The sequence below is a fragment of the Variovorax sp. 05T418 genome, assembly GCF_056396385.1.
In genome coordinates this window covers 61,983-87,875 of sequence record NZ_JBFTLJ010000010.1, presented here as the reverse complement: position 1 = coordinate 87,875, position 25,893 = coordinate 61,983, and the positions used below count along the sequence as shown (strand labels likewise).

Sequence of the window (25,893 nt, the reverse complement as noted above, 5' to 3'; positions counted from 1 at the left end):
ACCGGATCGCCCTCGACCTTCGGGTGCTGTTGAGGCATTCTTGTTGTTCACCGGAGGAGCCGGAAGAAAACGAGCCGCTTGAGAACCTTCGTCTTCCTTCACGCCGGGTGAGCCGCTGCCTCGAGGCGCCGCGCCCGGCCAGACCTGTTTTTCGATGCCAGAACAGTTGCAGAAACCAGACGATCGTCCTGCTTCGACAACAACACTGCGGCCGCCGCCCGTCATTTGGCTCACGGGGCTGTCCGGCGCGGGAAAGTCCACCATCGCCGCCGCCTTGCAGCCCTTGCTGCGCGCCAGGGGCGTGGGTGCCGTGCGGCTGGATGGCGACGAGGTCCGCAAGGGACTGAACCGCGGGCTCGGCTTCAGCGCGGAAGACCGCCACGAGAACATCCGCCGCATTGCCCACATCGCGCGGCTGTTGAACGAGCAGGGCATGGTGGCAATCGTTGCCGTCGTTTCACCGCTGCAGGCGCTCCGGGATCTCGCACGCTCGATCGTCGGGCCTTCGTACCACGAGGTCTTCGTGCACGCGCCCCTGGAAGTCTGCGAGCGGCGCGACCCCAAGGGGATGTATGCGCGAGCGCGGCAGGGCGCGATCGCGCGCTTCACCGGCGTGTCCGACATCTTCGAAGCCCCGGCAAACCCCGCGCTCACAGTCGACACTTCCAGCTGCGATGTCTCGGCTGCGGTGCAGCAGATCATGGCTTCGCTGGAGGGAACGGCGCCAACCCGGACGCTGCATCAATGACGCCCGCAAGAAAAAACCACCTGATGATTGCCGGCACGGGGCGCGCCGGCACGACCTTCCTCGTCCAGTACCTGGCGGCTTGCGGGCTGGACACGCATCTTGCAAGGCATCCGGCCGCGAGCACCTACAACGAGGACGCCAACGCGGGCCTCGAGGACCTGCCCTTCGACAACCCCGATCTGCCCTACGTCATCAAGTCGCCCTGGCTGCATGCCTATGCCACGCGCCTGCTCGCGGACCCGTCCATCGCGCTCGATGCGGTGATCTTTCCGATGCGCAGCATCGTGGAAGCCTCCACCAGCCGCGTGGTCAACGAGTTGCGCGCACGGTACGCTATGGAGGGCCTGCCGGACGATTGCCGGCTCTGGGAGTCGTGGGGGACCACGCCGGGCGGCATCGTCTATTCGCTCAATCCGATCGACGAAGCACGCCTTCTTGCGCTGGGCTTTCATGAGTTGATGCACACGCTGGTCAAGCACGACGTGCCGCTGGTGATGCTCGACTTCCCGCGTCTCGTGGAGGACCCGGCGTATCTCTACGACAAGCTGCATCCGGTCCTGGGTGCGAAGCTCGACAGGGAGCGGGCGCTGTCGGCCCATCGGGAGACGGCGGTGCCGTCGAAGGTCCGCGTGGGCAGGGAGCTTGCTGCCCACACCGCGCAGGCGCCGGCCAGCATCGAATTTCCTTCCCAGGCCACCCTGGACCGCGTGGCGATCAAGCGTGAGCTGGACAAGGCCGTGTCCGAGCGCGCGGTGCTCCAGCGGAAACTCGACGAGGCAATGGCTTGCCGCGCTGAGCAGCAGCGCGAACTGGACGAGGCCATTGCCGGCCGCACGGCCTGCCAGCAGCATTTGAGCGAGGCAATCGCCGAACGCGATGCGCGCCAACATGAACTCGCCGAATGCCAGCGCAGCCAGGCCGTTCTCGCGCAGGACCTGGAGCGCGCGAGATCGCGCACCTCGCACCTGGAAGCGCAATGCACGGCACTTCGGGCCTCAAATTCGTGGCGCGTGACGGCGCCGCTGCGCACCCTGTCGCGAATGTTGAAAATACGGTGAAAAGCCCATTCCCTTCCTTGAGACCAGAGGTTCTACCAAGTTGAGCAAAGCATTCACCAAGGAAACCGAGAGCGACGGTGACGACGACGGCGGCGAAAGCGCCGCCCCCGCGCTCCCGAGCGGCAGCAAGAACTACATGACGCCGGCCGGCTATGCCCGACTGCGCGACGAACTGCTTCAGCTGATGGACGAAGAGCGCCCGAAGGTCGTCGAGGCGGTGCACTGGGCCGCCAAGAACGGCGACCGCTCCGAAAATGGCGACTATCTCTACGGCAAGAAGCGGCTGCGGGAAATCGACCGGCGCATCCGTTTTCTCACCAAGCGGCTCGAAATTGCCGAAGTGACCGATCCTTCGGTGCATCACGGCAGCGACCAGGTGTTCTTTGGCGCAACGGTGCGCTACATGGACGAAACGGGCGACGAGCGCAGCGTGACGATCCTAGGCATCGACGAGGCGGACAGCGCCCAGTCGCAGGTCAGCTGGATTTCCCCGATCGCCCGCGCGCTGCTCAAGTCGCGCGAAGGCGACGTGGTGAAGCTCGTGACGCCGGGCGGCGCCCATGAGGTCGAGCTGCTGTCGGTCAGCTATCCGGCACCGGGCACGGCGCGCTAGCTTTCCTGCCCGCCGGTCAGGGCGCGGGAACCGTCCTTGCGGCGGTCAGCACCGAGGCCGTGCGCCGCGCGGCGCGCAGCACGCTGTCCAGGTGGGTGCGGTCGCGCACCGCAATCACGAAGCGCAGGTCGGTCGAATCCTGCGGCGTCTCGTCGGCCATTTCGACGTGCGTGATGTCGGCTTCGGCGTCCGCCAGGGTCGCGGCCACGCGCGCCAGCACGCCCTTGTCGTTGCGCACCGTGATGACCACGCCGGTTTCGAAGGTGCGGGTCGGCTCGTCCGCCCACTCGACCGCGAAGAAACGCTCGCTGTCCTTGTGGCGCAGGCGCTGGCCCACGCCGCAGGACTCGGTGTGCACGACCAGCCCTTCGCCATGGCCGAGGTAGCCGACGATCTCGTCGCCCGGAATCGGCCGGCAGCACAGCGCAAAGCGGACCGACGAGTTCTCGCTGCCATCCAGCGTGACGGCGCCCTGGGAAATGGTCTCGTGCGAGATGAAGCGCTCGCGGCTCAGCAGCAGCGCATCGGGCCGCTCGCCGAGTTCGGACAGCATGGCCACCAGCCGCTTTGCCACGATGCTGGCAATCCGCTTGCCCAGGCCGATGTCGGTCAGCAATTCGGCGCGCGTTCGGTTGCCGGTGAAGCGCAGCAGCTTTTCCCACAGCGCCTGGTGCTCGGCGTCCTCGGCCGGCAGCTTGCTGAGGCCTTCGGCGCGCAGTGCCTGAGCCAGCAGCTTCTCGCCCAGGCCTTCGGATTCGGCATGGGCCAGGGTTTTCAGGTAGTGGCGGATCTTGGAGCGCGCCCGGCCGGTTCGCACGAAGCCGAGCCATGCGGGATTGGGCGTGGACACGGGTGCGGTGATGACCTCGACCACGTCCCCGTTCTTGAGCTCCGTGCGTAGCGGCACTTGGTCGCCGTTGATGCGTGCCGCGGAGGTGTGGTCGCCGATGTTGCTGTGGATGGCATAGGCAAAGTCGACCACCGTGGCGCCGCGCGGCAGCGCGAGGATCTGGCTCTTCGGCGTGAAGACGTAGACCGCGTCGGGGAACAGGTCGACCTTGACGTGGTCCCAGAACTCGGCGGCGTCGCGGGTTTCGTCCTGGATGTCGAGCAGCGACTGCAGCCACTTGGTGCCGAGCCGGTCGTTGCTGGCCGCGTTCGGCTCGGCTGCCTTGTAGAGCCAGTGCGCCGCCACGCCGGATTCGGCCACCACGTGCATGGCCTCGGTGCGCAGCTGGAACTCCACGTTCACGCCGGCCGGGCCCACCAGCGTGGTGTGCAGCGACTGGTAGCCGTTGAGCTTGGCGATCGCGATGTGGTCCTTGAACTTGCCCGGCAGCGGCTTGTACATCTGGTGCAGGATGCCCAGGCCCGTGTAGCAGGCGATCACGTTCGGCACGATCAGGCGAAAGCCGTAGATGTCGGTCACCTGGGCGAAGCTCAGGTGCTTTTCCTCCATCTTGCGGTAGATCGAATAGAGCGTTTTCTCGCGTCCCGCGATGCGCAGCGTCATGTTGGCGTTGGCAAAGGCGGTCTCGACCTCGCGCTGCACCTTCTGGATCAGGTCGCGGCGGCGCCCGCGCGCCTTGGCCACGGCCTTGGACAGGGTGGCATAGCGCCACGGTTTCAGATGGCGGAACGACAGTTCCTGCAGTTCGCGGTACGTTTGGTTCAGGCCCAGCCGGTGCGCGATGGGCGCGTAGATTTCGAGCGTTTCGCGTGAGATCCGGGCCCATTTCTCGCGCGGCGCATCGTCGAGCGTGCGCATGTTGTGCGTGCGGTCGGCCAGCTTGACCAGGATCACGCGCACGTCGCGCGCCATGGCCAGCAGCATCTTGCGGAACGACTCGGCCTGGTTTTCCTCGCGGGTGTTGAACTGCAGCTTGTCCAGCTTGGTGAGCCCGTCGACCAGCTCGGCCACCGGCGCGCCGAAGCGCTCGATCAGTTCGGGCTTGGTGACCCCGCAGTCTTCGATGGCATCGTGCAGCAGGGCGGCCATCAGCGCCTGTGCGTCGAGCTTCCATTCGGCGCATTGCGCCGCCACGGCAATGGGGTGGGTGATGTAGGGCTCGCCGCTGTTGCGCAGCTGGCCCAGGTGGGCTTCGTCGGCGAAGCGGTAGGCGCGGCGGACCAGCTCGGTGTCTTCGGGGCTCAGGTAGTCGAGCCTGGCGGTCAGCGCGGCAAAGCTCGCGGCAGCCGCATTCAGCGCCGCCGGGCTCGGCTTGGGCGTGCCCCCCGTGGGGGCATGGGACTGATGTTTGGCAACCGCGCTCATGGCTACCACTTTAGCGTGACCGCTCTATGGACGCGTCCAGACGTAAAAAAAGCACCGCTTTGCGGTGCCTTTTCGTTGCAGGGCTGCGTCAGAAACAACGATCAGCCCGGCACCTTCTTGAGCATTTCAAGGCCGATCTTGCCTTCGGCGATTTCGCGCAGGGCCGTGACGGCGGGCTTGTTCTTGCTCTCGATCTTGGGTGCATGGCCCTGGCTCAGCATGCGCGCACGGTAGGTGGCGGCCAGGACCAGCTGGAAGCGGTTGGGGATCTGAAGCAGGCAATCTTCGACGGTGATGCGGGCCATGATGGAGTCTTTCGGTCGGTGAGCAGGAAATCAGGGGATGTTCAGGGCGGCGAATGTGTCGGCACGTGCGCGGCGCTGTGCAGAATACCGAAGCCGCTGAGCGTGGACGATCGCCTTGAGATCGAAAAGCGCGCGCTCAAATAACTCGTTGATTATAACGAAGTCGAATTCCCCTGCCCGGGCCATCTCTTCGGCGGCATTCTTGAGGCGCAGCTCGATGACGGCCGCGCTGTCTTCGCCGCGCCGCTCCAGCCGGGAGCGCAGTTCTTCCCAACTGGGCGGCAGGATGAAGATCATGACCGCGTTGGCGAAGGTCTTGCGGATCTGGATGGCGCCCTGGAAGTCGATTTCCAGGATGACGTCGGCCCCCTGGGCGATGCGCTCCTCGATGGCTTTCTTGGAGGTGCCGTAGCGGTGCCCGTGCACGTGGGCCCACTCCACGAACCCATCCGCCGCGATCATGGCGTCGAATTCGGAGGGCGAGGTAAAGAAATACTCCCGGCCGTGCTTTTCCTGCCCGCGCGGTGGCCGGGTGGTGTGGGAAACCGAGGGCTGGACGGCTGTGTCCAGCTCCATGAGCGCCTTGACCAGGCTCGATTTGCCGGCACCGCTGGGTGCCGCCACGACAAAGATGTTGCCTGGATAGTCCATTCGCTCGCTCATTCGATGTTCTGTACCTGTTCGCGCATCTGCTCGATCAGCACCTTCATGTCCACGCCGATGCGGGTGAGCTCCAGCGCGGCCGACTTGGAGCCCAGTGTATTGGCCTCGCGATGCAGCTCCTGGATCAGGAAGTCCAGCCGCTTGCCGATTTCGCCGCCCTTCTTGAGCAGCCGCTCGATCTCATCGAGGTGCGAATTCAGCCGCGTGAGCTCTTCCGCCACGTCGATCCGGATGGCAAAGGCGGTGGCCTCGGTCAGCGCGCGGTCCTGGGCGGCCTCGGGCAGGGTGCCGCCGGTCAGGCCCATGGCTTCCTGCCAGCGCTCCAGGAAACGAGCGCGCTGCTGCTCGACCAGCTGCGGAATCAGCGGACCGGCCTGTTCGACCAGCGCGCGCAGCTGGGCGAGGTGGGCCTCCAGCATCTTGGCGAGCCGCGCGCCTTCGCGCTGGCGGGCCGACATCAGCGCATCCAGCGCCTTGCCGGCCACCTCGAGCAGGTCGCCGCCCCAGTCGCCGCGGGCGGCACTGTCGCCGCCGGCCAGGCGCAGCACGTCGGCCACGCTCAGTTCGCGGGCGCCCGGCAGCCAGGCCTTGATGCCGTCCTGCACGCCGTTGAGCCGCTGCAGCAGCTTGACGGAGGGCTCGACGACGCCCGCCTGGGCGGTGTTCTCGATGGCGGCGCGCACCTCCACCTTGCCGCGCTTGAGCTTGCCCGTGAGCAGCTCGCGCAGCGCGGTTTCATGCTGGCGCAGTTCCTCCGGCAACTTGAAGGTGAGGTCGAGGAAGCGGCTGTTGACCGAGCGGATTTCGACCCCGAGACGGCCCGCGGCGGCAGGCCGTGCCTCGGCTTCGGAGTGGCTGCCGGCGGGGCCGTTCTGGCCACTGGCATAGCCGGTCATGCTGTAAACTGGCATTGCGCCTCACTATGGTTTTGCTTGCAAGCACCGAGGCGTCGGCATGGCGTTCGCTTGCCGCACCATCGCCTTCGGGCGAAACTCCCGGATTATGTCAAAGGTCAAGCCTTCGCCCCTGCTGCCCGATACGGTCATTGGCGGTTACCGCATCGTTCGCCGGCTTTCCGCAGGCGGTTTTGGCGTTGTCTACCTCGCCATAGACCCCAGCGGACAGCAGGTTGCCATCAAGGAATACCTGCCATCTTCGCTCGCAACGCGCGGGCCGGGCGAGCTGACGCCCGAAGTGGCGCCCGAAAAGCTCTCGCTCTACCGGCTCGGCCTCAAGAGCTTTTTCGAGGAAGGGCGCTCGCTCGCGCAGATTTCGCACGCCTCGGTGGTCAGCGTTCTCAACTTCTTTCGCGAGAACGAAACCGTCTACATGGTCATGAACTACCTGGAGGGCGCCACCCTGCAGGACTTCGTGGTGACGGCGCGCGACCTGAAAAGGCCCAAGGTCTTCCGTGAATCGACCATCCGGTCGCTGTTCGACGAGATCCTGCGCGGCCTTCGCATCGTGCACCAGTACAAGATGCTGCACCTGGACATCAAGCCCGCCAACATCTTCGTCACCGACGACGACCGGGCGGTGCTGATCGACTTCGGCGCCGCGCGCGAGGTGCTCAGCAAGGAGGGCATCTTCATCCGGCCGATGTACACCCCCGGCTTTGCCGCGCCCGAGATGTACCGGCGCGACTCGTCGATGGGTCCCTGGACCGACATCTACGCCATCGGCGCCTGCATCTACGCCTGCATGCAGGGCTATCCGCCCAACGACGCGCCGCGCCGCATCGAGAAAGACCGGCTCAGCCTGTCGCTGTCGCGCCTGCGCGGCGTGTACTCCGACAACCTCATCGAGGTGGTCGAATGGTGCATGTCGCTCGATCCGCTCTCGCGCCCGCAGTCGGTCTTTGCGCTGCAAAAGGAGCTCAGCCGCGAAGGCGAGCGCCGCTACACCAAGCTCACCGTCGGCGAAAAGGTGCGGCTTTCATTCGACAACATCCGCTCCTTCGACAAGAAGGCCCTGCCCAGGGCGGCGGCACCTACCACGCGCCCGGCATGAAATTCTCGGTATTCCAGGTCAGCCGCAAGGGCGGCCGTCTCAAGAACGAAGACCGCATGGGCTACTGCTACACGCGGGAGTCGGGCCTTTTCGTGCTGGCCGACGGCATGGGCGGCCACCCCGAGGGCGAGATTGCGGCCCAGCTGGCGCTGCAGACCATCGCGGCCCTCTACCAGCGCGAAGCGCGCCCCACCGTCAAGGACGTCAAGGCCTTCCTGGCCGAATCGGCCATGGCGGCGCACCAGCAGATCATGCGGTACGCGAGCCACAAGGCCATGCTCGACACGCCGCGCACCACCGTCGTCGCGGCGCTGCTCCAGGGCACCACGGCCACCTGGATGCACTGCGGCGACTCGCGCCTCTACGTGGTGCGCGACGGCCGCCTGCTGACCCGCACGCGCGACCATTCGCATGCCGAGCGCCCGCGTCCGCATGGCGCGGACATGCCGGTCAACCGCAACCTGCTGCTCACCTGCCTGGGCTCGCCGACCACGCCGCTGTTCGATATTTCGGCCCCGCTGCAGCTGCAGCGCGGCGACCGCATCATGCTGTGCTCCGACGGCGTCTGGGGCGTGCTCGACGACGCCGTCATCGTGCACACGCTGTCCTCCGACAAGCCGGTGTCCGACGCCGCGCCCGACCTGGCCGAAATGGCACTGCGCAAGGGCGGCGCGCACAGCGACAACGTCACGCTCATCGCCCTCGAATGGGAAATGCCCGATTCGACGGGCGAAGACCGCGGCGTTTCCACCGAGACCATCGACGACGGCGTCTTTGCTTCCACCATCCAGGCCGGCATGCCCGCTGACGGCGAACTCGACGCGCTCGACGACCTCGACGAAGACGCCATCGAGCGCTCGATTGCCGAAATCAACGAAGCCATTCGCCGTTCGGCAGCCAAGAAGACCTGATCGCCCGGCTGCTCCGGCTTGCGGGCCGTCTGCGCTTTTTGTTCCACATACCTCTCACAAAAAAATGACTGCTTTCACACGAAGCGGCGGCCGTGCCGCCGACCAGCTGCGCCCGGTGCGCATCACCCGCGGTTTCACCATCCACGCCGAGGGTTCGGTGCTCATCGAATTCGGCCAGACGCGCGTGCTGTGCACCGCCTCGGTCGAAGAGCGCGTGCCGCCGCACAAGCGTGGCAGCGGTGAAGGCTGGGTCACGGCCGAATACGGCATGCTGCCGCGCGCCACCCACACGCGCAGCGACCGCGAAGCCGCCCGCGGCAAGCAGAGCGGCCGTACGCAGGAAATCCAGCGCCTCATCGGCCGCTCGATGCGCGCCGTGTTCGACCTGGCTGCGCTGGGCGAGCGCACCATCCACCTCGACTGCGACGTGCTGCAGGCCGATGGCGGCACCCGCACGGCGGCCATCACCGGCGCCTTTGTCGCCGCGCAGGACGCCGTCAACAAGCTGCTGGCCGCTGGCACGATCCCCGCGTCGCCCATCAAGGGCCATGTCGCGGCCATTTCGGTCGGCATCGTTGCCGGTACGCCGCTGCTCGACCTCGAATACACCGAAGACTCCGCCTGCGATACCGACATGAACGTCGTGATGACCGGCGCCGGCCACTTTGTCGAAGTGCAGGGCACCGCCGAGGGTGCGGCCTTCTCGCGCGAGGAGATGAACCTGCTGCTCGGCCTGGCCGAAAAGGGCATTGGCGAACTGATCGTGCTGCAGCAGCAGTCCCTCGTTTCGAAGTGATCGATCGGTCGATGGCGATGAAACTGGTCCTGGCCTCCAACAACGCCGGCAAGCTTGCCGAACTCCAGCAATTGTTTGCGGAGCTGGCCGTGACGCTCGTGCCCCAGTCGGCGTTGGGCGTGGGCGAGGCCGAGGAGCCATTTCGCACTTTCGTCGAAAACGCGCTGGCCAAGGCGCGCCATGCCAGCGCCGCAACCGGCCTGCCGGCCATTGCCGACGACGCAGGCCTTTGCGTCGACGCCTTCGGCGGCCTGCCGGGCGTGGACACCGCGTTCTATGCCACGCAGTTCGGCTATGCCAAGGGCGACGCCAACAACGTCAAGGCGCTGCTCGAGCAGCTCGACGGCGTGGTCAATCGGCGCGCCGCGCTCGTCAGCACGTTGGTCGCGCTGCGCGGGCACGACGATCCCGAGCCGCTCATCGCGGTGGGCCGCGTGGTCGGCGAAATCACCAAGGCGCCGATCGGTGACAACGGCTTCGGCTTCGATCCCGTCATGTACCTGCCCGGCTTCGGCAAGACCTTTGCCCAGCTGCCGCCCGAGGTGAAGAACGCCAACAGCCACAGGGGCCAGGCGGCCAAGGCCATGCTGGCCCTGATGCGCGAACGCTGGTTCTGAGCGATGGCCTCTGTCGTTCCCATCCAGCCCGTGCAGCCCACGGGCGCACCGCAGGCCAACGACGTGCTGCACTGGATGCGGCCCGGCCCGCTGCAGCTCGCGGCGCTGCCGCCGCTCTCGCTCTACATCCATCTGCCGTGGTGCCTGCGCAAGTGCCCTTACTGCGACTTCAACTCGCACGAGTGGCGCGCCACCAGCGAGGCCGAGGCTGAGGGCATTCCCGAGTCAGCGTATCTCGACGCGCTCATTGCCGACCTGGACGCCGCGCTGCCGCTCATCTGGGGCCGCACCGTCCACACCATCTTCATCGGCGGCGGAACGCCGAGCCTTTTTTCGCCCCAGGCCATCGACCGCCTGCTCGGCGACGTGCGCGCCCGCCTCAAGCTGGCGCCCGAGTGCGAGATCACGCTCGAAGCCAACCCCGGCACCTTCGAGCGCAACCGCTTCCGCGCCTACCGCAGCGCGGGCGTCACGCGGCTTTCGGTGGGCGTGCAGAGCTTCAACGACGAGCACCTGAAGGCGCTGGGCCGCGTGCACGACCGCGCCCAGGCCATTGCCGCCGTGGAAGAAGCCGCGAGCGCGTTCGACACCTTCAACCTCGACCTGATGTATGCGCTGCCGGGCCAGACGCTCGAGGGGCTGGACGCCGACCTGACCCAGGCGCTGGCGCTCGCGCCGCCGCACATCTCGGTGTACCACCTCACCATCGAACCCAACACCTGGTTCGCCAAGTTTCCGCCGGCCCTGCCCGAAGACGACCTGGCCTACGCCATGCTCGACCGGATCACCGAGCGAACCGCCGCCAGCGGCATGTCGCGCTACGAAGTGTCGGCCTATGCGCGCAGCGGCCACGCCTGCGCGCACAACCTCAACTACTGGCAGTTCGGCGACTACCTGGGCATTGGCGCCGGCGCACACAGCAAGCTGAGCTTCGCGCACCGCATCGTGCGCCAGGTACGCTTTCGCGAGCCGCGCCTGTACATGAACAACGCCCGCACCGGCGCCGCCGTGGCGCAAAGCGACGAAGTGGCGCTGGCCGACCTGCCGTTCGAGTTCATGCTCAACGCGCTGCGCCTGAAGGAGGGCTTCACGCTGCCCCAATTCAGCGAACGCACCGGGCTGGCCATGACCAGCATTCAAAAGGGCCTGGAGGAAGCCGAGCGCAAGGGCCTCATCGCGCGCGACCTGCATCGCGTGTGGCCCACCGAGCGCGGGCTGGATTTCCTGAGCGACCTGCAGTCGCTCTTCCTGCCCGACGAGTAACGGGCCGGCGTCAGCATAAAATCGACGGTTCCGGAGAGTTGGGTGAGTGGTTTAAACCAGCAGTCTTGAAAACTGCCGACGTGAAAGCGTCCGTGAGTTCGAATCTCACACTCTCCGCCAGAATCAATCTGAGCAAGTTTCCAAAAGTCCCGCGCAGTTCATGCGACGGGACTTTTTCATTGCGGGGCGCGTCCTTTGGGGTCTGTTGGGGACTGTCGAAGACTGCCTCTAGCCAAGCTCCCAACATGGCATCAATCATGGTATTTTCTAGCCAATACCATGACCCTCACCGTTAAAGCTGTTGACGCCGCTAAACCACGCGAGAAGGCCTACAAGCTGGCCGATGCGCAAGGGCTCTATCTGTTCGTTTCGCCCAGGGGCGCAAAGAGTTGGCGAGCCAATTACACCGCCGGCGGAAAGCAGAAGACCAAGACCTATGGCCTCTACCCTGGGGTGAGCCTGGCTGAAGCGCGTAAAGCGCACGCAGCGGCTCGCGAGGGCTCGCCGACCGCAGCGGCGGCGCCGACCTTTGAGACAGTGGCTCGCGACTGGCTCAAAGCGAAGCTGCCGACCCTCTCTAACGGCAAGCACCAGATTCAGGTGCAGAACACATTGGAGCGGTACGCGTTCCCGCTGCTCGGCTCGCGGCCTATCGATGCCATCTCCCGGTCGGAGTTGGTTGCGGCTGTGCGGGCTGCGCAAGGCGGCGGAAAGATTGAAACCGGGCATCGCGTTGCGAGCCGCATCTCGGCAGTCTTCGATTTCGCGCAGGACACGGGTTTGCTCCAGCAGCATGGTGCCGCGGGACTGACGCGCGTGTTGATTGCCCGTAAAACAAAAAAGCCGATGGCAAGCATTCCAGCCGAAGAAGCTGGCGAGCTGATGCGAGCGATAGACGGCTACGAAGACTCTGTGACTCGGCTCGGCCTGCAGTTACTGGCGCATACGTTTGTCAGGGTGGGCGAGCTGCGCGGCATGCAGTGGGGAGAGCTGAAGGAGAAGGGGGCGGTTTGGGTGGTGCCTGAGATGCGCATGAAGATCCGCATTCCCCACGTTGTCCCGTTGTCGAGGCAAGCGCAGGCGATCCTTGCGACTCTTCGAAAGATGAGTGGCGACGGCTCGCTCGTGCTTGATTCGCCGATCCGTCCGGGACATCCGCTATCTGAGAACACCTTTCTGTTCGCGCTGTATCGGCTGGGCTACCGTGGTCGAATGACCGCCCACGGCTTCCGGGCCTTGGCGTCAACTGTGCTAAATGAGCGTTCGGGCTTCCCTCATGACGTGATCGAGCGTCAGCTCGCGCACAAGGAATCCGATGCGGTACGTGCGGCATACAACCGCGCCGAATACTTGACGCAGCGCCGGGAGCTTATGCAGTGGTGGTCTGACTGGCTTGATGCTGCACACGCGTCCGCTAAACCTAGCTAAGTTCGAAGCTTTGTTGCCGTGTTTAAGCTAGTGACACCCTGAGCGCTTGTGCCTCAGAATCGCCCTTTTTCGCAGCTGCTTACGATGGGAAGCATGATTCAAAAAGTTAATAAAGGCTGAAATGGCTGAAAAAAAAGAGGTGCTTGAATATTTGAGAAACCGCCAGAAGGCGGCTGAAATTGAATCAAAGATCAATGGGGTTAATTTGTGGGTGCTACTCGGTGCCATTGCCCTCATATGTTGGCAATTTTTGAGCGCGTTGGGCGCGGAGATGAAGTTCGATGCAGAAGTGGCGTGGCGGATTTTAGTTTGCGCGCAGTGCCTGTATTTTATTAATTATTCTATTTCTGGAAATGACCGAAACAGGGATGAAGTGCGATTCCATCGATTCGGAGGGCTGGAGACTGATGCGGCATTTAATCGGGTGATTTTGGGTGCATTGCTGTCAATGCCGCCCGTTGCTTCCTTCTTTTGGGCTGGTTGGAGTTATGGGGGAATTATTTTATCTGTGTTGGGCGTGTTGTCCCTGTCCGTTGGGTTAGAAACTTTTTTCCGAATTCTTAGAAAACCGGGCGCCTCCCTGGGTAAATTTCCCGAGCCGCATATTGGCCCTTCGTCTGAGAGTTGGCTGCGGACGAATCTGGTCATGTTGTTCATAATATGTCTAGCGTTTTCGGAGCAGATTTTTTTGATCCGAGCCAAGCTTCCTGCCGTAAGTCTGGAGTTTGCGAAGGCACTCATCTTGCTCGTAGCCCTATACCTGCTAGTGCTAGCTGCACTTGAACGACAGCGCACAAATTCAGGGATCGATTGGACTTACGAGCTCGAAACGGAGTTGGTAATTGGTTCGATTTCGCCTGAAGTAGCGCTGAGGCGAATTGAGCATCGAGCTTTAGGAAGGCGCTTACAAGATGTTATGGACGGATTCTTTGATGAGCTGGACAGCGACTTTGTCGAGCTCGATGCGGCGCTGGTGGCTTGTTCCGATCTGGTGGATGAGGCCAAGAAAATTCCTCATGAGTACGCTGCTGAACGATCTAGTCGAACCATCGAGGCTGGGCGCATCCCTGGGAATTTAATTGAAAAAATTAACTCGGACAGCAGTGAATTTTCCAGATATCTGGAAAAGCTAAAGGCTAAAAATAAAGCTGAAGCTCAAGGCAGATCGGAGGTCGGCACGCTTCTTCAAAATCTAGCCTTGCGCCACGAAGAATATAAAGAGCGCAGCAAATCAGCGAGGCTGAAGCTTGATTTACTTTTATCTCAGATAAAGGGCGCCGCTAATCCTCTTACTTGACATCAGCAACGAAGCTCCGAAGGTCTGAAACCCGCCAGCGGGTAATGCCAGCAATTTTGATCGGCGGGGGGAGCTCATTCAACTTGACCTTGTTCCAGAATGTGGAGCGGCCCATGGACAGCATCTTTGCGGCCTCAACTGCGGGGACGAGAAGTTTTTCGTTCATTTGAGTTTCCTGATTCTTGATTGAGGTTGGCATGCACGGCGCGCGCACCGCGGGGAAGGGCTTCGTTGCGATGAATTCGGGTGGGCTCATGAGGTTTCCCCGCTCGTGGGCAATTTCGGTGAATGACGAATGGTGGTGTCAGCGTTGGTCGCCGCCAATCCCGCAAGGGTTCGCTGCACCTGCAACTCGAGAAAGCGATTGCGGAACCGCTCGCGCCAGTCTTTCCACGTCGCTGCTTCGCGCTCAGGCGTGTCGAGGCGAATCCAGTCCGCGGGTGCCATTGGCTGCGCGGTGTTGTCGCCCAATACGGCCCACGGCAGGTGCCGTGCTGGGTCAAACGGAGTCAGGTCGCGCCGCGCTGTGGCGAGCGCCTGAGAGTCGATGGAGCGCAGCAATGTCTTGTGGCCTGCGAACACCGAAAGCAGCTTGAAGTGCTCGCGGACCGTCTTCGCATGCTCGGCCTCGAAGAGGGCCCATGCGGCGATACCGCCGGCGCCCATGCTGAAGCCGTTCACAGCCAGCTTTGCTGGGCTGATCAGGTCATTGGTGTATGCCTCGTGTGCGTCGTGCATCAGCGCGGCCATTTGCACGAACACCGATGCGCCGGCGCGTCGCGCGATGTCGCAGCACAACAGGCTGTGCTCGGCCACGCTGTACGGGCGCGTGGTGGCACCGTTGAACTGGTTCACGATGGCGAGGTGATGAGCCACGTCGCAGATGTCCACTGGACGGCCGCCTGCGGCAAGCGCGCCGGGTCCGGCGAGGTGGTATTCAGCGCCTGTGCTGGTGAGCATCCAAGTCATACGCTGCGCTCCGACGTGTGCTGCGATGCGCGCACGCGCAAAGCGTCGCGGTGCTCGTTGTAGATGCGGACGAACGCCTGTCCGGCCGGGTCATCGAAGGGATATCGGCAAGCTTCGTTCGGCGTTTCGCCGCGCTCGGCTGCTGCCTTGGCTTCGCGCTCGATGGTCGCGAGCGGGGTAACAGAAAAGGGCATGGTGATCTTTGAGTGAGTGGTGCCGCAGCGCTATGCGGGCTGGGCGATTGAGGGGACGCGTGCGGGCAGCAGCTCACACGTCTTGATGGCCGCGTGGATTTCCGGCGCTTGCGCGCCCGGCATCGAACGCGGGTTCGTGAGTTCGAGGCGCAGCGCGTCGCCGGCCTTGAGGTCGCGGTGCTGCGCGCGCCATGCGACGGCAGGAGGACCGATCCACCGCACGACGTAGACCTCGACGGCGCGCGGCCCTTGGTTGTCGACGACTCGCATCTTCAGAACGAACTCGCCGGCATCGGACTTGTGTTCGCTGACGGCGGGACGCCCTGGCCGGTCCTTGCCGACAAAGAAAACGCCGGTCGTCGTGGTCGTCATGGCCGCGCACCCCGCTGCTCGGCGCGGATGCGCTTGAGAGTCTTGCGGATGTCGGTCGCAAAACTCGGCGTGTAGTGAAAGCGGCTGTCGGCGAGGCCGCCGATGGGGCCGGTTTGCTGCGGCTGCTTGGGCCGCCGCGGGCGAGGGGAAACGATCACGATCATGGTGTGCTCCAGCCGTAGACGCACATCGCGGCAAGCGCGACGGGCAGGACGATGAAGACCGCCAGTGCGGCAGCGGTCGCGAGGAAGCCCGGGATGGGCTTGACGGGCGATGTCCTCATGAGGCCAGCGCCGGTTTCTTGGAACGAGGTCGAGCGCATTGCCGGCCTTTCAGAATGGGCAGGCCGCGACGGCACGGCCCGGTGAGGTGAGGGCGATTTCGAGCGAGATGTCGAACACCTCTTCGTCAGAGGCGCCGTGTCGGCTCGCGAGCAGCGCCGCGCTCATTGGGTTGCGCTCGCAAAAGGGCGAACCAGGGCGGTGCTCGTAGTGGTATCCGCCGCACCGGCACAAGCGATGGCCGGTTTGGCGCAGGTGCTGCGTGAACAGGCCGTAGCTGCGGCGCCGCGTGCGGCATTCGGGGCAACGGAAAAGGAATGCCATCAGGCGGCGCTCGCTGCTGCCTTCAAGGCGTCTATGCGAGAGCGTTCGAAGGCTTCGATTTCCTCCGACAGCGACGGGTGCTCGGACGAGAGAAAGCCCGCCACGTAGTGCCAGTTCGCATGCCCGCACTCTTTGCTCGACTTCATCGCGCGAATGAGGGCTTGCACGGCAGGTGTGCGCCGGACGCGCGCGGTCTTCACGCACCGCCTCGCGCGGAGAGATTGAGCGAATCGATGTCGCTATTCAGGGCGCGAGCGCGCTCGGCGAACTCCGCGGCCATCGGGTGCGCGGGAGCATCTTCGCTGTATGCCGAGACGGTCGCATCGGCGATGCCCGGCGAGCTGATGCTGCCGAGCTTCAGCGCCTTGTTGGCGAGCGGCACGCCCATGGCTTGCCAGTTCGTCACGCCTGCGGCCCGGCAGCGGTAGAACGCCTGGCGTCGGGTGCCGGTCGTGCGAATCCAGATGTCTACGCGCGCCGAGCTGGTGGCCGCGTGGCGCGATGCAGCACGGCTGTCCGTGGCATGGTTGATTTGAGCGCGGGCCACAGCGTCAGCCCTCGATGCGTGTCGCTTCGATCACCGGGCATCCGGTGATGTGGCGAGCGATGTCGAGCGCCGCGGTCGCATTGGCCGCGCGGAACTGCACGAACGGAGCCGCGCCGGTGTCTGAGGGGTTCAGGTGGCCGAGGGCGTCACGCGGCGTGTAGCTGCAGCGATAGCGCCGAGTGGTGCGGCTTGAGGACGGTGCTTGATGCTCCAAGTTGGTCTTTCGTAAGTTTGCTGACGACCTAGTGTAAGCAAGCTAACGATTGACGGCAAGTGCGCTAACTAAAATTTAGTGCGCTGGGGGGAGCGGTGCGGCCGAAGCTTCCTCGCGCGTTACGCCTCGTTGGCCAAAGTTCTGGCAGAGCTATGAAATTCGGGCTATAAAGGAGGCGGTGGGCCGAGTTGCGCCCTCCTCCAGTTGCGTTATGAGCGCAGGACACAATGGGCGATGCCCTAGGAACGCCGTGCAGCCTGTTGTGGGTTGCCGTAGTAGTCGCGTAAGTCCTGCTCGCCCTGATTTTTTGATAGCCCGCTAATAGCGGGCTTTTTTGTGCCCGCTCTCAGCGGGTTTCGACAGCCCGCCTTCGTGCGGGCTTTTTTTTTGGACAACACCATGCGCAAGCTTTTCAAGCTGGCAAAAAGGTGGGTCCCGCTCTTGGCCGGTGTTAGCACCGTGCTCAAGAACGTGGCCGACCTGATTGCAAAGCTCACGAACTAAGCCCGCGTGACCTGTCTGACTTCCTGATCTAGAAGCCAGGCTGTCATCGCCAAGGAGCGTTTTGACAGTCAAGGCCCAAGCTCGCCCAAAATTTGCGTGAGACGCCTATAGGCGACCTAGCCGGGACCGGCGCACACGCCAGCTATATCTTCGCGTGCATCACGCGAGATAGCTGTTTGTTGTACGCGCTCCAGTCCGCGGCTGACTCGGTGGGCATGCATCCGTCGTCATAGAAGTAAATGACTTCGGGGGCGCCGGCTTTGTCGGTGATGACATTTACCGCAGCTTTGGCAATTGCTGCCACTGTTCTAGCGTGAAGCTTTAGCCGGGCAGGATGGGTGTCATAGTCCACCCATTCTTTGCTCATCGTGCCGAGCGGTTTGTAGTTCCGATTGAGGACGAGCCAACTACCGTCGCCTGTCTTTTCGAGGCAATACGGCAGATGGGTGTGCGCAACAAATCCGAGTGGCATAAGGGCCTTCCGAGTGTGGAGAGATGAATGGCGCTGAGTATGCGGCTCGGCTTTTCATCTGCCCTCGGGGCGATTACTAGGCTCCTCAGTCCGGTCGCCACTTGCTGGAGCTGACCACGGCAGCAACGGCGTGAATTGCCTCTATCTCCGCGAGGTCGAACGTCAGACGCTCTTGAGTGTTGACGCTCAAAACCTCTATCGAAGAGCTTCGGCGCACCAGGAGTTCTTTAACCATCTTCCTGCCATCCCGGAGCTTCAACAGGACGTATTCGCCGGTTTGTGGCGAGCCATTCGGCTCGACCAGGACGTACCAGCCGTCCCGGATGGCGGGAAACATACTTTGCCCTCGGACGCGCAGGCCGTAGGCGTTCGGATCTTCTGTCGCTATCTCGATGTGCCCATCTCCTGCGCCCACAACTGAGCTTATTTCCTCGTAATAGCCGTCGTTCCCCATCTTGGCAGTGCCGACTACGGGAACGAACCTGGCCTGCTTTGCCCGGCCTGCGAACTCGGCATCGTCATGCGATCCCGGAGCATCAACCTTCTTTTGCCCTTTGCCCTTCGCGAGCCAAAGTGCGCTGAACCCCGTGTAGCGCTCCAAGAGTACGGCTGGCTCGATCTTCAGGCTTTGAGTTTCCCCACTAAGCCATTGGGATACGGCAGAGTGAGAGACACCGGCTTTCCCGCTGATTTCGCCCACGGTCCACCCGGTCTCGCGGACCAGCTCCTGCATGCGTTCTTGAAGGGTGCTCATGTAAGTGTGATTACAGCTTAAGAAGCCGTTAGCAAACTATTGCTAAATTGGTAAGCGTGCTAACATTGCACGCATGAAGAAATCTCGCGCTCTTGAGTTGTTGGGCGGGTCCGTTGGTGCTGCGGCTAAATCCATAGGTCGCATTTCATCGGCCGCTATCTCTCAATGGCCCGAAGAGTTGCCGCCGCGTATCGAGGACCGGGTTCTTGCGGCACTCGCGCGCAAGTACCTCCCGCCCGAAATGATCGGGGATGCAAGCGCACCTGATGGTGAAGCGCACGAAGTAGGGGACTTGCATGCCTAGGCTGCAGCGAGCGGGTGCCCGCACTACGAAAGCCATCCGCTCGACGGCCGTAGCACGTCTACGGCGGGCGAAAGCACGCGGTCGCACAGTTGTGCCATCGCTGCGCGTTGACGCAAGCCCTGCAGCCCTAGGCCGCCTGCGCTTGCCGTCGTTATCTCAATCCACGCCGCGATGCTCTCGCGATTCAAGTCTGGTTCGACTTCCAGCAGTAGCACGAGCTGCTGCAGGAATTGCTCGATGGCGTCGATGCGCTCCGCCAACGTTGGAGCAGGACTCGCTTTCGCGAGGCATTGGCTGTTTTTCTCTGAGGTCTGCATGAGAACGAATATCTCAATTGACGAGGCGCACGGCTATGGCGCCGATGAGCCCGTGCCCGCCATTCAGCGTGGCCACGATGCGGCCGTAGCGGCGTATGACACCGCGCACGGCTACGAAGGCGGCATTGATGCCCTTGCCAAGCGCATGGGCCACAACGTCAACACGCTGACGCACAAGGTCAACCTGCGGAACACGACCCATCACCTCACGCTGCGCGACGCCATCGAAATGCAGTGGCAGAGCCGGGACTATCGGATCTTGCATGCGATGGCCGACGAGCTGCAGCACGTCTGCATCCGCGCGACACCGGCACATTCCGAGGGCGATCCGATCGACACCTTGATGCGGCTGCAGATGGACTTCGCCGACTACGTGCAGTCGCTCGGCGAGGCGCTGACGCACCGTGCCGGCGGCGTGTCCCGCAATCAGATGCGGAAGGCCGAGCACCACGCCGCCGAGATGGTCGCCAGCGTGGGGCATGCCCTCGCGATGCTGCGCGGCCTGATGCGGGAGGAGCCGAAGGTATGAGGGCAGCGGTTCGACCTGGCCGGGGAGGGCGCGAGACGCCATGAGCATCCGGTTAATGACGATGGTCTTCGACCGCTATCCCGAAGGCGGCAGCGAGATGCTGCTCGCCTTGGCGATGGTCGATCACGCGCGCGATGACGGCACGAGCATTTGGCCCTCCGTCGATGAACTGGCGCGCAAGACGCGGCAGAGCCGCCGCACGGTGCAGCGGCAGATTGCCAAGATGGTGGCCTCGGGTTGGCTTGAGCAGGTGCGCACGGCCACCGGTCGGCGCGGCCTCACAAATGAATACCGCGTGTGCGCGGCGTGGGTTGCTGGCGACGAGCTGCCTGCGACGGGTGTCAATCTGACACCCGTCGAGGACGCGGCCGAAAACTCCACGGGTGACAGATTGACACCCCACCAGACACCCGAAGTTATCCACACGGGTGACAGATTGGCACCCGATGAAAGGGGGTCGAGGGGTGTCACCCGTGACGCGAGGGGTGTCACCCGTGACGCGAGGGGTGTCACCGGTGACGCGAGGGGTGACACAGCTATGACACCCGAATCTTCAGGAACCATCAATAACCATACCCCCCTACCCCCCGGCGGGGGGGCGAGCGGGTTCGACGAACTTTTTGCGATCTACCCGAACCACGACAACCGGTCGAAGGCAGAACGCCGATACCTCCGGCTTGCGCCGAACGCCGCGCTGCAGCAGGCGATGCGCGCGGCCATCGAGGCACAAAGGCTTAGCAAGAGGTGGACAAAGGACGATGGCGAGTTCGTGCCCGAGTTCGCGACCTGGCTTCGTAACGAGCGCTGGCGAGATGTGCCTCGTGCGCTTGTTCCTGGGGGCATGGCGTGGCACGAGACGCGCTCGGGCATCGATGCCAAGGCGCGCGAGCTGGGCCTCCAACCGTGGGATGAGGCGGCATTCTCGCTAGGACGGGGCGAGCCGTATCCGGTCTTTAGCGCTCGGGTGCATGCCGCATTCAACGAGCAGCTGAAGCGCATCGTCAAAGACAACGCACGGGAGGTCACATGCGCGTGAGCGTGGGCTTCAATGGCGCTGGCCTTGCGAGCGTGCAGTCGCAGCTCTCCAAACTGTCGAGCAAGCAGGCCAAGCAGGCGTATGCGGATGGGTTGAGCGACGGTGGCTTTCGTGCCCGGCGTGAGTGGCAGCGCGAGATGCGCGAGCAGTTCGACCGTCCAACGTCCTACATCCTCCAAAGTGTGTACGTGCGCAAGGCCACGCCCGAGCGCTTGAGCGTGGACATTGAGCCGACCTACTTCGGCGGCAAGGGCGTGGACCCGCAAAAGATCCTGCAGGCGCAAGAGTTCGGGGGCACACGTCGAGACAAGCGCAGCGAGGCGGCATTGCGCCGCATCGGCATCCTGCCTGCTGGCTACCAGACCGCTATCCCTGCCACGCCATTCCCCGGCAGCGATGACGGGCGCGGCAACGTGCGCGGTGGCTTCCTCGTGCGCCTGCTGTCCTACTTCCAAGCGATGGGAGAGCAGGGCTACAAGGCCAATATGACCGACAAGCGCAAGGCCCGCCTGCACAGGGGGACCAAGGACCGCGAGGGCGTTCGCTTCTTCATTGCATACGGCCATCTCCGCAGTGGCCCCACGCGGCACCTCGCGCCTGGCATATGGGCAGCGACTGGCCAAGACGGTTTCATCGTGCGGCCAGTGCTGATGTTCGTGAGCGATGGCATCTACGACTCACGGATCAGCCGCGAGCGGGTGGCAGAGCGTGCCGACCTTGAGCAGTACATCGAGCGTCGCATCCGTTACCGCATCCGAAAGATGGTCGGCGAATGACGCGAGCAGTCGCCATGTCGCGCATCCACGCAGGCGCCGCCCACCACTGCGGCGGAGCGTTGCCCGGCCACAACGTCACGGGTCCTTCCGCAGAGGCGTGCGTTACGGGTAATTCGAACCCCGACTTCGGACTGTTCGGCGGTGCTGCTAAGGGGGTTAAGTGAAGGCAGTCGAAGCGATGAGGCAGGCCATTTCGCAGGCCGAGTTCGGCGCGTGGGTCGGCATCAGCGAGGCGCGCGTGAGCCAGCTCATGGCTGAGGGCGTGCTGACGCGCGGCGAGTACGCGCCCATCACGCTCCTGGCCGAAGTGCTCGCAACCGCAAGTCAATCCGTGTCCGAGCGCTTCGAGCAATTGCCTGGCCTGCTGCGCAAGGTGTGCCCGGAGCTGCCCGACACCGCGCGCGACAAGCTGATGTCGGCCATCGCCGATGCCCGCAACCAGTGGGTGCGCGCGACGGCTCGGCTGGTGACCGAGGCCATCGTGCAGCCCGAGGAAGGCGAAGAAGAAGAGGGCGAGCCGTTGTGAGCCTGGCACCGAACGAAACGCAGCGCGCGGTCATCAGCGCCGTGGTGAAGGGCCTCGTGCCGCTCAAGATGGAGCGCCCGCAGCCGCTGAGCACCTGGGCCGAAGACAACTTTTACCTGTCGCCCGAGGCCAGCCACACGCAGGGCGAATGGAAAGCCTACCCGTTCCAGCGCGGCTGGATGGATGCCTTCAGCAATGACGACATCGAAGAAGTGACGGTGCGCAAGGCGAAGCGCGTCGGCTACACGAAGACGCTGCTCGCCTTCATCGCCTACAACGCGGCGCATCGCCGGCGCAAGCAGGCACTGTGGATGCCGACCGACGACGACCGTGACAGCTTCGTGAAGTCGGAAATCGAGCCCATGCTGCGCGACGTGGACGCCTTGAAGGCGGTCATGGTGCCGGGCAAGGAAGACACCATGAAGCTGAAGAGCTTCTTCGGCTCCGTGTTGCATCTGCTCGGCGGCAAGGCCGCACGCGCCTACCGCCGCATCACGGTGGCGGTCGCGGTGCTCGACGAAGCCTCGGCCTTCGACCAGAAGATCGAGAAGTCCTCCGATCCGATCACGCTGGCGCGCGGCCGGCTCGAAGGCGCGCCGTTCCCGAAGCTGGTCGCCGGCAGCACCGTGCGGATCAAGGACTTCGACCACATCGAGACGCGCGAGAAGAACGCCGACGCGCGCATGCGCTACAACATCGTGTGCCCGCACTGCGATGCCGAGCATCCGCTCATCTGGGGCAGCAAAAAGGTACGGCATGGCTTCAAGTGGGATGGCCACGACTACAACACCGTGCGGCATGTCTGTCCGCACTGCCACGAGTCGATCACCCAGGCCGACTACCTGAAGATCTGGGATGACCGGGCGATGTGGGTCAGCGAATGCGGCCGGTATCGCTATGACCACCATCTGCACGTCTGGACCGATGCGCAAGGCGTGGTCATCCGCGCACCGCGGCATGTGGCTTTCGTGGAGATGTGGAGCGCCTACAGCCCGCAGCGTGCGTGGTCCGACATCGTGCGCGAATTCCTCGAAGCCACGATCAAGGCGAAGGCCGGGGACACGGCGCCGCTCGAAGGTTTCGTGAACGAAACGCTGGCGCAGTATTGGGAGGCTGTGGTCGAGCGCGCCGACGAGCACGCGCTGTCGCGCCGCGCCGAGAAATACCGCCGCTTCACGGTCCCCTATGGCGGCCTCGTGCTGGTCACGGGCGTGGACGTGCAGGACAACCGCTTTGAGGTCGTGACCTGGGCCATCGGCCGCGGCGAGGAAATGTGGTGCGTGGATTACAGCGTGATCTATGCGAACCCGGCCGACGAGCGCGACTGGTCGCACCTCGATGCCTACCGCAAGACCATCTTCCAGCACGAGAGCGGCCAGGCGATGAAGATCGAAGCCATGGCCGTGGACACGGGCGGCCACTTCACGCACCAGGCCTACAACTACTGCCGCCAACGCGAGCGCGAACGGGTGTTCGCCGTGCGCGGCGACCCGCAGCCGAGCAAGATGGTCAAGAGCAAGGCCACCGTGCAGGACGTGAACTGGGGGGGCAAGATCATCAAGCGCGGCGTTCGCCTCTGGTATGTCGGCACCGACACCGCCAAGGACTTGCTGTACGGACGCCTGTGCGTGGAGAAGCGGGGCGCCGGGTTCGTCCACTTCTGCGCAGATCTGCCGCGCGAGTTCTATACGCAACTGACCTCGGAAGCGCGTGTGCCGCAGCGCGTGGCCGGCGGCGAAGCCTACAAGTGGATGAAGTCGCCCGGCGTGCGCAACGAGGCGTTGGACTGCACCGTCTACGCGATCTTCTGCACGCACATGCTCGGTCTGCACCTTTACACCGGAAAGATGTGGGAGCGGCTGGAGTCCATCGTGCAGCCGCCGAACGGTGATCTGTTTCGCGTGGAGCAGCCGCAAGAGGATTCACCGGCAGATGTTCCACGCGAAACGCAATTGGACGAACCGTCCGCGCAGGCGAGCGTCACGCCCACCGATGCGCCGACGAGCGCGCCGATTCCACCTGCCGCAGCAACACCGCCAGCGGCCATGCCTCCGAAGCCGGCGCCGCCGCGCCGAGCCATCCAACGCCCGTCCCGTCAATCCCATTCCGCTAGATCATGGTGAACAACACGAACAGAAACGACATCGTCCTCGACATCCTTGGGCGACTGCAGGAAGCACTCGCCGCCGCCAAGGGCGAGCTGACCCCCGAGCTCATGAAGGGCATAGAGGCTGACATACGGGCGGATTGGGGGGGTGACCGGGTATTCATTGCGAAGCGCCGTGGTGATGGTCATAGCAGCCGGAACAGCCGCATCTTCCGCGATTACTTGGCGGGGGAGCGCGTGAAGCTGCTGTCCCGCCGCTATGAATTGTCCGAAAGACAAGTTTTGAGGATCGTTAAAGGCCCATCAAGGTGATCGAGCAATTTTCCTGCAATCATCAAAACTCTTCATCTTCGTCCCCGTTTTCGTCCCCGCTTAGATTCATATGGGTTAGATCGATGAATTCATAGTGCGGGTCTAATATTTCCGAGAGCACCTTTAGACCAAGTTGAGGAGAGTTATGAGGGCAGTTAATATTTCCGGATTGATACTCCTTCGCGAGTTCACGATAGAAAACTTCACCGAATATGCCCCAGCCAATAAACGCTACCAATTCTCCTCGCGGAAGCATGATATCTCGCAACGTGCCCCAGTCCGTGAAACCTTCCATGCGAGGCGCGCAAAAACTGTCTAGCAATCTGCGGCCGGCCTTGGTGATTTTGCTTAAAGAATCGCTATGACCCTGAGGGTCGTATTCCCCGATGATCTTAAGAAATCGATTGAGCATCTCGGAAGAAGGCAATTCCTCTAAATGAAAAAATCTCTCTATCGATTGAAAAGGGGCCGCGTTAACCATTGTGATGGAGTAGGGCGCAAGACTTTGCTCCCAGTTGTCCCTCCATAGGAATGCAAATCCATGGCTGTTTAGCGAATTCCCCTGAACTGCCATTGACTGCAAAGCAGCGTTCATTTGCTCTAAGTGATTGTCCAATCTCGTTCGATCGGGATTTTCGCCATACAATGAATGGTCATACAGACAAAGTTGATAGCCGCCGATATGTCGTTCCGACATCTTGAATGAAAAAATATCTTCGCAAATTTCGGCAAACGACAGTATCTCTAATTTAATGCAGCCACCAATTTCTTTGGGCTGGAGGCAAATAATGTTACGGCTATGCCAAAACACCTCATGCCTCACGAAATGTTTTAATAGTGTCGGCCATTCAACCGAAATGACGACGAATACTATATCGCCTGTGGCGCAAAACGGCAGCCACGTTCTTAACTCACCCGCGTAAGCCCCTAACTCAGTGCCGGCTTGTCGCGTTGGTCCGCTTATGTTTTTTAACTCGACAATAACGATGCTTTCAGTTTCCGGCGCGTACAAAACGAAGTCCGGCTTAAGGCCTTCGCCAGCAGAAAGTGATATGTTTTCGTTTTCTGAGAATTTTTCCGTTAGGTATAGCGAACTTCTACATGTTCGGTAAGATTCCCACAGTTTTTGCTCCGCAAGATTTTTTGGCTTTATGTTGTCTAATATTTCTATATTGCAAATTAGGTCACCTATTCCATCGCATTTTTCAAGCTCCTCGGATAACCAAACTTGCATTTCATTCTCGGACGCAAAAATGGGTTTTGTGGTGGTCATGAGCGAATTGATTGGCGGAGTTCGACGGGTCTGTAGATGCGGCAGTCTCGAAGCATGATGCGCCGCTAGCACCTGATGGAAGAAATTTAGAGGCGAAG

Annotated in this window: 34 protein-coding genes and 1 tRNA gene; 17 read left to right on the top strand and 18 right to left on the bottom strand. The window is 62.8% G+C overall.

The genetic code is table 11. The annotated features are described in order from the left end of the window. Positions 1-154: 154 nt before the first annotated feature. From cysC to greB, 3 genes are read left to right on the top strand one after another with little or no spacing between them, the layout of a single operon-like run. Complete coding sequence (gene cysC / locus AC1DMS_RS20315) at positions 155-748, top strand: adenylyl-sulfate kinase (protein ID WP_062365552.1); 594 nt, start codon at positions 155-157, stop codon at positions 746-748. After that, the gene (locus AC1DMS_RS20310) at positions 745-1,806 is read left to right on the top strand and encodes a hypothetical protein (RefSeq protein WP_062365553.1); all 1,062 of its coding nucleotides are present in this window, start codon (positions 745-747) and stop codon (positions 1,804-1,806) included. Before cysC ends, AC1DMS_RS20310 begins: the two co-directional genes overlap by 4 nt. Positions 1,807-1,846: 40 nt before the next feature. Beyond that, positions 1,847-2,419: a transcription elongation factor GreB gene (gene greB, locus AC1DMS_RS20305; RefSeq protein ID WP_062365554.1), complete on the top strand. Its 573-nt coding sequence runs from the start codon at positions 1,847-1,849 to the stop codon at positions 2,417-2,419. 16 nt (positions 2,420-2,435) lie between these two features. Here the strand turns inward: greB and AC1DMS_RS20300 are convergent, their stop codons facing one another. The 4 genes from AC1DMS_RS20300 to AC1DMS_RS20285 form a co-directional block, all read right to left on the bottom strand. Then, positions 2,436-4,694, bottom strand: a complete 2,259-nt coding sequence (locus AC1DMS_RS20300; protein ID WP_018907216.1) for a RelA/SpoT family protein — start codon at positions 4,692-4,694, stop codon at positions 2,436-2,438. A 101-nt stretch (positions 4,695-4,795) separates the two neighbouring features. Further along, the gene (gene rpoZ, locus AC1DMS_RS20295; protein ID WP_015867100.1) at positions 4,796-4,999 is read right to left on the bottom strand and encodes a DNA-directed RNA polymerase subunit omega; all 204 of its coding nucleotides are present in this window, start codon (positions 4,997-4,999) and stop codon (positions 4,796-4,798) included. Between the two features lie 30 nt (positions 5,000-5,029). Then, positions 5,030-5,650: a guanylate kinase gene (gene gmk / locus AC1DMS_RS20290; protein ID WP_015867099.1), complete on the bottom strand. Its 621-nt coding sequence runs from the start codon at positions 5,648-5,650 to the stop codon at positions 5,030-5,032. An 8-nt stretch (positions 5,651-5,658) separates the two neighbouring features. After that, on the bottom strand, positions 5,659-6,573 hold the full coding sequence (locus tag AC1DMS_RS20285) for a YicC/YloC family endoribonuclease (protein WP_027730611.1): 915 nt from the start codon (positions 6,571-6,573) through the stop codon (positions 5,659-5,661). 91 nt (positions 6,574-6,664) lie between these two features. Here AC1DMS_RS20285 and AC1DMS_RS20280 point away from each other — a divergent pair, with 91 nt between their 5' ends. The 8 genes from AC1DMS_RS20280 to AC1DMS_RS20245 all read left to right on the top strand — a co-directional run bounded on the left by AC1DMS_RS20280 (position 6,665) and on the right by AC1DMS_RS20245 (position 13,984). Next, on the top strand, positions 6,665-7,672 hold the full coding sequence (locus AC1DMS_RS20280; protein WP_015867097.1) for a serine/threonine protein kinase: 1,008 nt from the start codon (positions 6,665-6,667) through the stop codon (positions 7,670-7,672). Further along, positions 7,669-8,583 carry a PP2C family protein-serine/threonine phosphatase gene (locus AC1DMS_RS20275; RefSeq protein WP_062365555.1) on the top strand — a complete coding sequence of 305 codons (915 nt, stop codon included), beginning with the start codon at positions 7,669-7,671 and terminating at the stop codon, positions 8,581-8,583. Before AC1DMS_RS20280 ends, AC1DMS_RS20275 begins: the two co-directional genes overlap by 4 nt. A gap of 64 nt (positions 8,584-8,647) precedes the next feature. Beyond that, the gene (gene rph, locus AC1DMS_RS20270; protein WP_018907218.1) at positions 8,648-9,379 is read left to right on the top strand and encodes a ribonuclease PH; all 732 of its coding nucleotides are present in this window, start codon (positions 8,648-8,650) and stop codon (positions 9,377-9,379) included. 17 nt (positions 9,380-9,396) lie between these two features. Continuing rightward, positions 9,397-9,996, top strand: coding sequence for a non-canonical purine NTP pyrophosphatase (locus AC1DMS_RS20265; protein ID WP_055802758.1), 600 nt, complete (start codon positions 9,397-9,399; stop codon positions 9,994-9,996). 3 nt (positions 9,997-9,999) lie between these two features. After that, positions 10,000-11,259 carry a radical SAM family heme chaperone HemW gene (gene hemW, locus AC1DMS_RS20260; RefSeq protein ID WP_062365556.1) on the top strand — a complete coding sequence of 420 codons (1,260 nt, stop codon included), beginning with the start codon at positions 10,000-10,002 and terminating at the stop codon, positions 11,257-11,259. Positions 11,260-11,291: 32 nt separating this feature from the next. After that, positions 11,292-11,379 (top strand) — tRNA-Ser (locus AC1DMS_RS20255). A 159-nt stretch (positions 11,380-11,538) separates the two neighbouring features. Beyond that, the gene (locus AC1DMS_RS20250) at positions 11,539-12,687 is read left to right on the top strand and encodes a tyrosine-type recombinase/integrase (RefSeq protein WP_478181699.1); all 1,149 of its coding nucleotides are present in this window, start codon (positions 11,539-11,541) and stop codon (positions 12,685-12,687) included. Between the two features lie 121 nt (positions 12,688-12,808). Next, on the top strand, positions 12,809-13,984 hold the full coding sequence (locus AC1DMS_RS20245) for a hypothetical protein (RefSeq protein ID WP_478181698.1): 1,176 nt from the start codon (positions 12,809-12,811) through the stop codon (positions 13,982-13,984). Here the strand turns inward: AC1DMS_RS20245 and AC1DMS_RS20240 are convergent. The 13 genes from AC1DMS_RS20240 to AC1DMS_RS20180 form a co-directional block, all read right to left on the bottom strand. Next, the gene (locus AC1DMS_RS20240) at positions 13,977-14,240 is read right to left on the bottom strand and encodes a helix-turn-helix transcriptional regulator (protein WP_478181697.1); all 264 of its coding nucleotides are present in this window, start codon (positions 14,238-14,240) and stop codon (positions 13,977-13,979) included. The genes AC1DMS_RS20245 and AC1DMS_RS20240 overlap by 8 nt on opposite strands. Continuing rightward, positions 14,237-14,953, bottom strand: a complete 717-nt coding sequence (locus tag AC1DMS_RS20235) for a hypothetical protein (RefSeq protein WP_478181696.1) — start codon at positions 14,951-14,953, stop codon at positions 14,237-14,239. Before AC1DMS_RS20235 ends, AC1DMS_RS20240 begins: the two co-directional genes overlap by 4 nt. Beyond that, complete coding sequence (locus AC1DMS_RS20230; protein WP_021008999.1) at positions 14,950-15,147, bottom strand: hypothetical protein; 198 nt, start codon at positions 15,145-15,147, stop codon at positions 14,950-14,952. Before AC1DMS_RS20230 ends, AC1DMS_RS20235 begins: the two co-directional genes overlap by 4 nt. 30 nt (positions 15,148-15,177) lie before the next feature. Beyond that, positions 15,178-15,519, bottom strand: a complete 342-nt coding sequence (locus AC1DMS_RS20225; protein ID WP_478181695.1) for a hypothetical protein — start codon at positions 15,517-15,519, stop codon at positions 15,178-15,180. Next, on the bottom strand, positions 15,516-15,683 hold the full coding sequence (locus AC1DMS_RS20220; protein WP_478181694.1) for a hypothetical protein: 168 nt from the start codon (positions 15,681-15,683) through the stop codon (positions 15,516-15,518). Before AC1DMS_RS20220 ends, AC1DMS_RS20225 begins: the two co-directional genes overlap by 4 nt. Next, positions 15,680-15,802 (bottom strand): hypothetical protein, encoded by a 123-nt coding sequence (locus AC1DMS_RS20215; RefSeq protein WP_478181693.1) that lies wholly within the window; start codon positions 15,800-15,802, stop codon positions 15,680-15,682. Before AC1DMS_RS20215 ends, AC1DMS_RS20220 begins: the two co-directional genes overlap by 4 nt. A 49-nt stretch (positions 15,803-15,851) precedes the next feature. Further along, a complete protein-coding gene (locus AC1DMS_RS20210) occupies positions 15,852-16,124 on the bottom strand; it encodes a hypothetical protein (RefSeq protein ID WP_478181692.1) in 273 nt (90 codons plus the stop codon). Next, positions 16,124-16,324, bottom strand: coding sequence for a hypothetical protein (locus tag AC1DMS_RS20205; RefSeq protein WP_478181691.1), 201 nt, complete (start codon positions 16,322-16,324; stop codon positions 16,124-16,126). Before AC1DMS_RS20205 ends, AC1DMS_RS20210 begins: the two co-directional genes overlap by 1 nt. Further along, a complete protein-coding gene (locus AC1DMS_RS20200; protein WP_478181690.1) occupies positions 16,321-16,671 on the bottom strand; it encodes a hypothetical protein in 351 nt (116 codons plus the stop codon). The genes AC1DMS_RS20205 and AC1DMS_RS20200 overlap by 4 nt, the downstream gene beginning before the upstream one ends. A 4-nt stretch (positions 16,672-16,675) precedes the next feature. Next, complete coding sequence (locus AC1DMS_RS20195; RefSeq protein WP_478181689.1) at positions 16,676-16,885, bottom strand: hypothetical protein; 210 nt, start codon at positions 16,883-16,885, stop codon at positions 16,676-16,678. 646 nt (positions 16,886-17,531) lie between these two features. Next, positions 17,532-17,861: a hypothetical protein gene (locus AC1DMS_RS20190; protein WP_478181688.1), complete on the bottom strand. Its 330-nt coding sequence runs from the start codon at positions 17,859-17,861 to the stop codon at positions 17,532-17,534. Positions 17,862-17,946: 85 nt separating this feature from the next. After that, complete coding sequence (locus AC1DMS_RS20185) at positions 17,947-18,615, bottom strand: S24 family peptidase (protein WP_478181687.1); 669 nt, start codon at positions 18,613-18,615, stop codon at positions 17,947-17,949. A 327-nt stretch (positions 18,616-18,942) separates the two neighbouring features. Beyond that, positions 18,943-19,236: a hypothetical protein gene (locus AC1DMS_RS20180; protein WP_478181686.1), complete on the bottom strand. Its 294-nt coding sequence runs from the start codon at positions 19,234-19,236 to the stop codon at positions 18,943-18,945. On the opposite strand from AC1DMS_RS20180, the gene AC1DMS_RS20175 reads away from it, so the two are divergent. From AC1DMS_RS20175 to AC1DMS_RS20150, 6 genes are all read left to right on the top strand, one after another. Then, a complete protein-coding gene (locus AC1DMS_RS20175) occupies positions 19,235-19,765 on the top strand; it encodes a phage regulatory CII family protein (RefSeq protein WP_478181685.1) in 531 nt (176 codons plus the stop codon). The two genes, AC1DMS_RS20180 and AC1DMS_RS20175, sit on opposite strands and share 2 nt — an antisense overlap. A gap of 40 nt (positions 19,766-19,805) precedes the next feature. Continuing rightward, positions 19,806-20,801: a helix-turn-helix domain-containing protein gene (locus AC1DMS_RS20170; RefSeq protein WP_478181684.1), complete on the top strand. Its 996-nt coding sequence runs from the start codon at positions 19,806-19,808 to the stop codon at positions 20,799-20,801. Continuing rightward, on the top strand, positions 20,792-21,577 hold the full coding sequence (locus AC1DMS_RS20165) for a hypothetical protein (protein ID WP_478181683.1): 786 nt from the start codon (positions 20,792-20,794) through the stop codon (positions 21,575-21,577). The genes AC1DMS_RS20170 and AC1DMS_RS20165 overlap by 10 nt, the downstream gene beginning before the upstream one ends. Before the next feature lie 178 nt (positions 21,578-21,755). Further along, a complete protein-coding gene (locus tag AC1DMS_RS20160) occupies positions 21,756-22,103 on the top strand; it encodes a hypothetical protein (RefSeq protein ID WP_478181682.1) in 348 nt (115 codons plus the stop codon). Further along, positions 22,100-24,226: a phage terminase large subunit family protein gene (locus tag AC1DMS_RS20155; RefSeq protein WP_478181681.1), complete on the top strand. Its 2,127-nt coding sequence runs from the start codon at positions 22,100-22,102 to the stop codon at positions 24,224-24,226. The genes AC1DMS_RS20160 and AC1DMS_RS20155 overlap by 4 nt, the downstream gene beginning before the upstream one ends. Next, complete coding sequence (locus AC1DMS_RS20150) at positions 24,220-24,522, top strand: Mor transcription activator family protein (RefSeq protein WP_478181680.1); 303 nt, start codon at positions 24,220-24,222, stop codon at positions 24,520-24,522. The genes AC1DMS_RS20155 and AC1DMS_RS20150 overlap by 7 nt, the downstream gene beginning before the upstream one ends. Before the next feature lie 22 nt (positions 24,523-24,544). Here AC1DMS_RS20150 and AC1DMS_RS20145 read toward each other — a convergent pair whose 3' ends face one another. Beyond that, positions 24,545-25,795, bottom strand: a complete 1,251-nt coding sequence (locus AC1DMS_RS20145) for a hypothetical protein (protein WP_478181679.1) — start codon at positions 25,793-25,795, stop codon at positions 24,545-24,547. Positions 25,796-25,893: the final 98 nt, after the last annotated feature.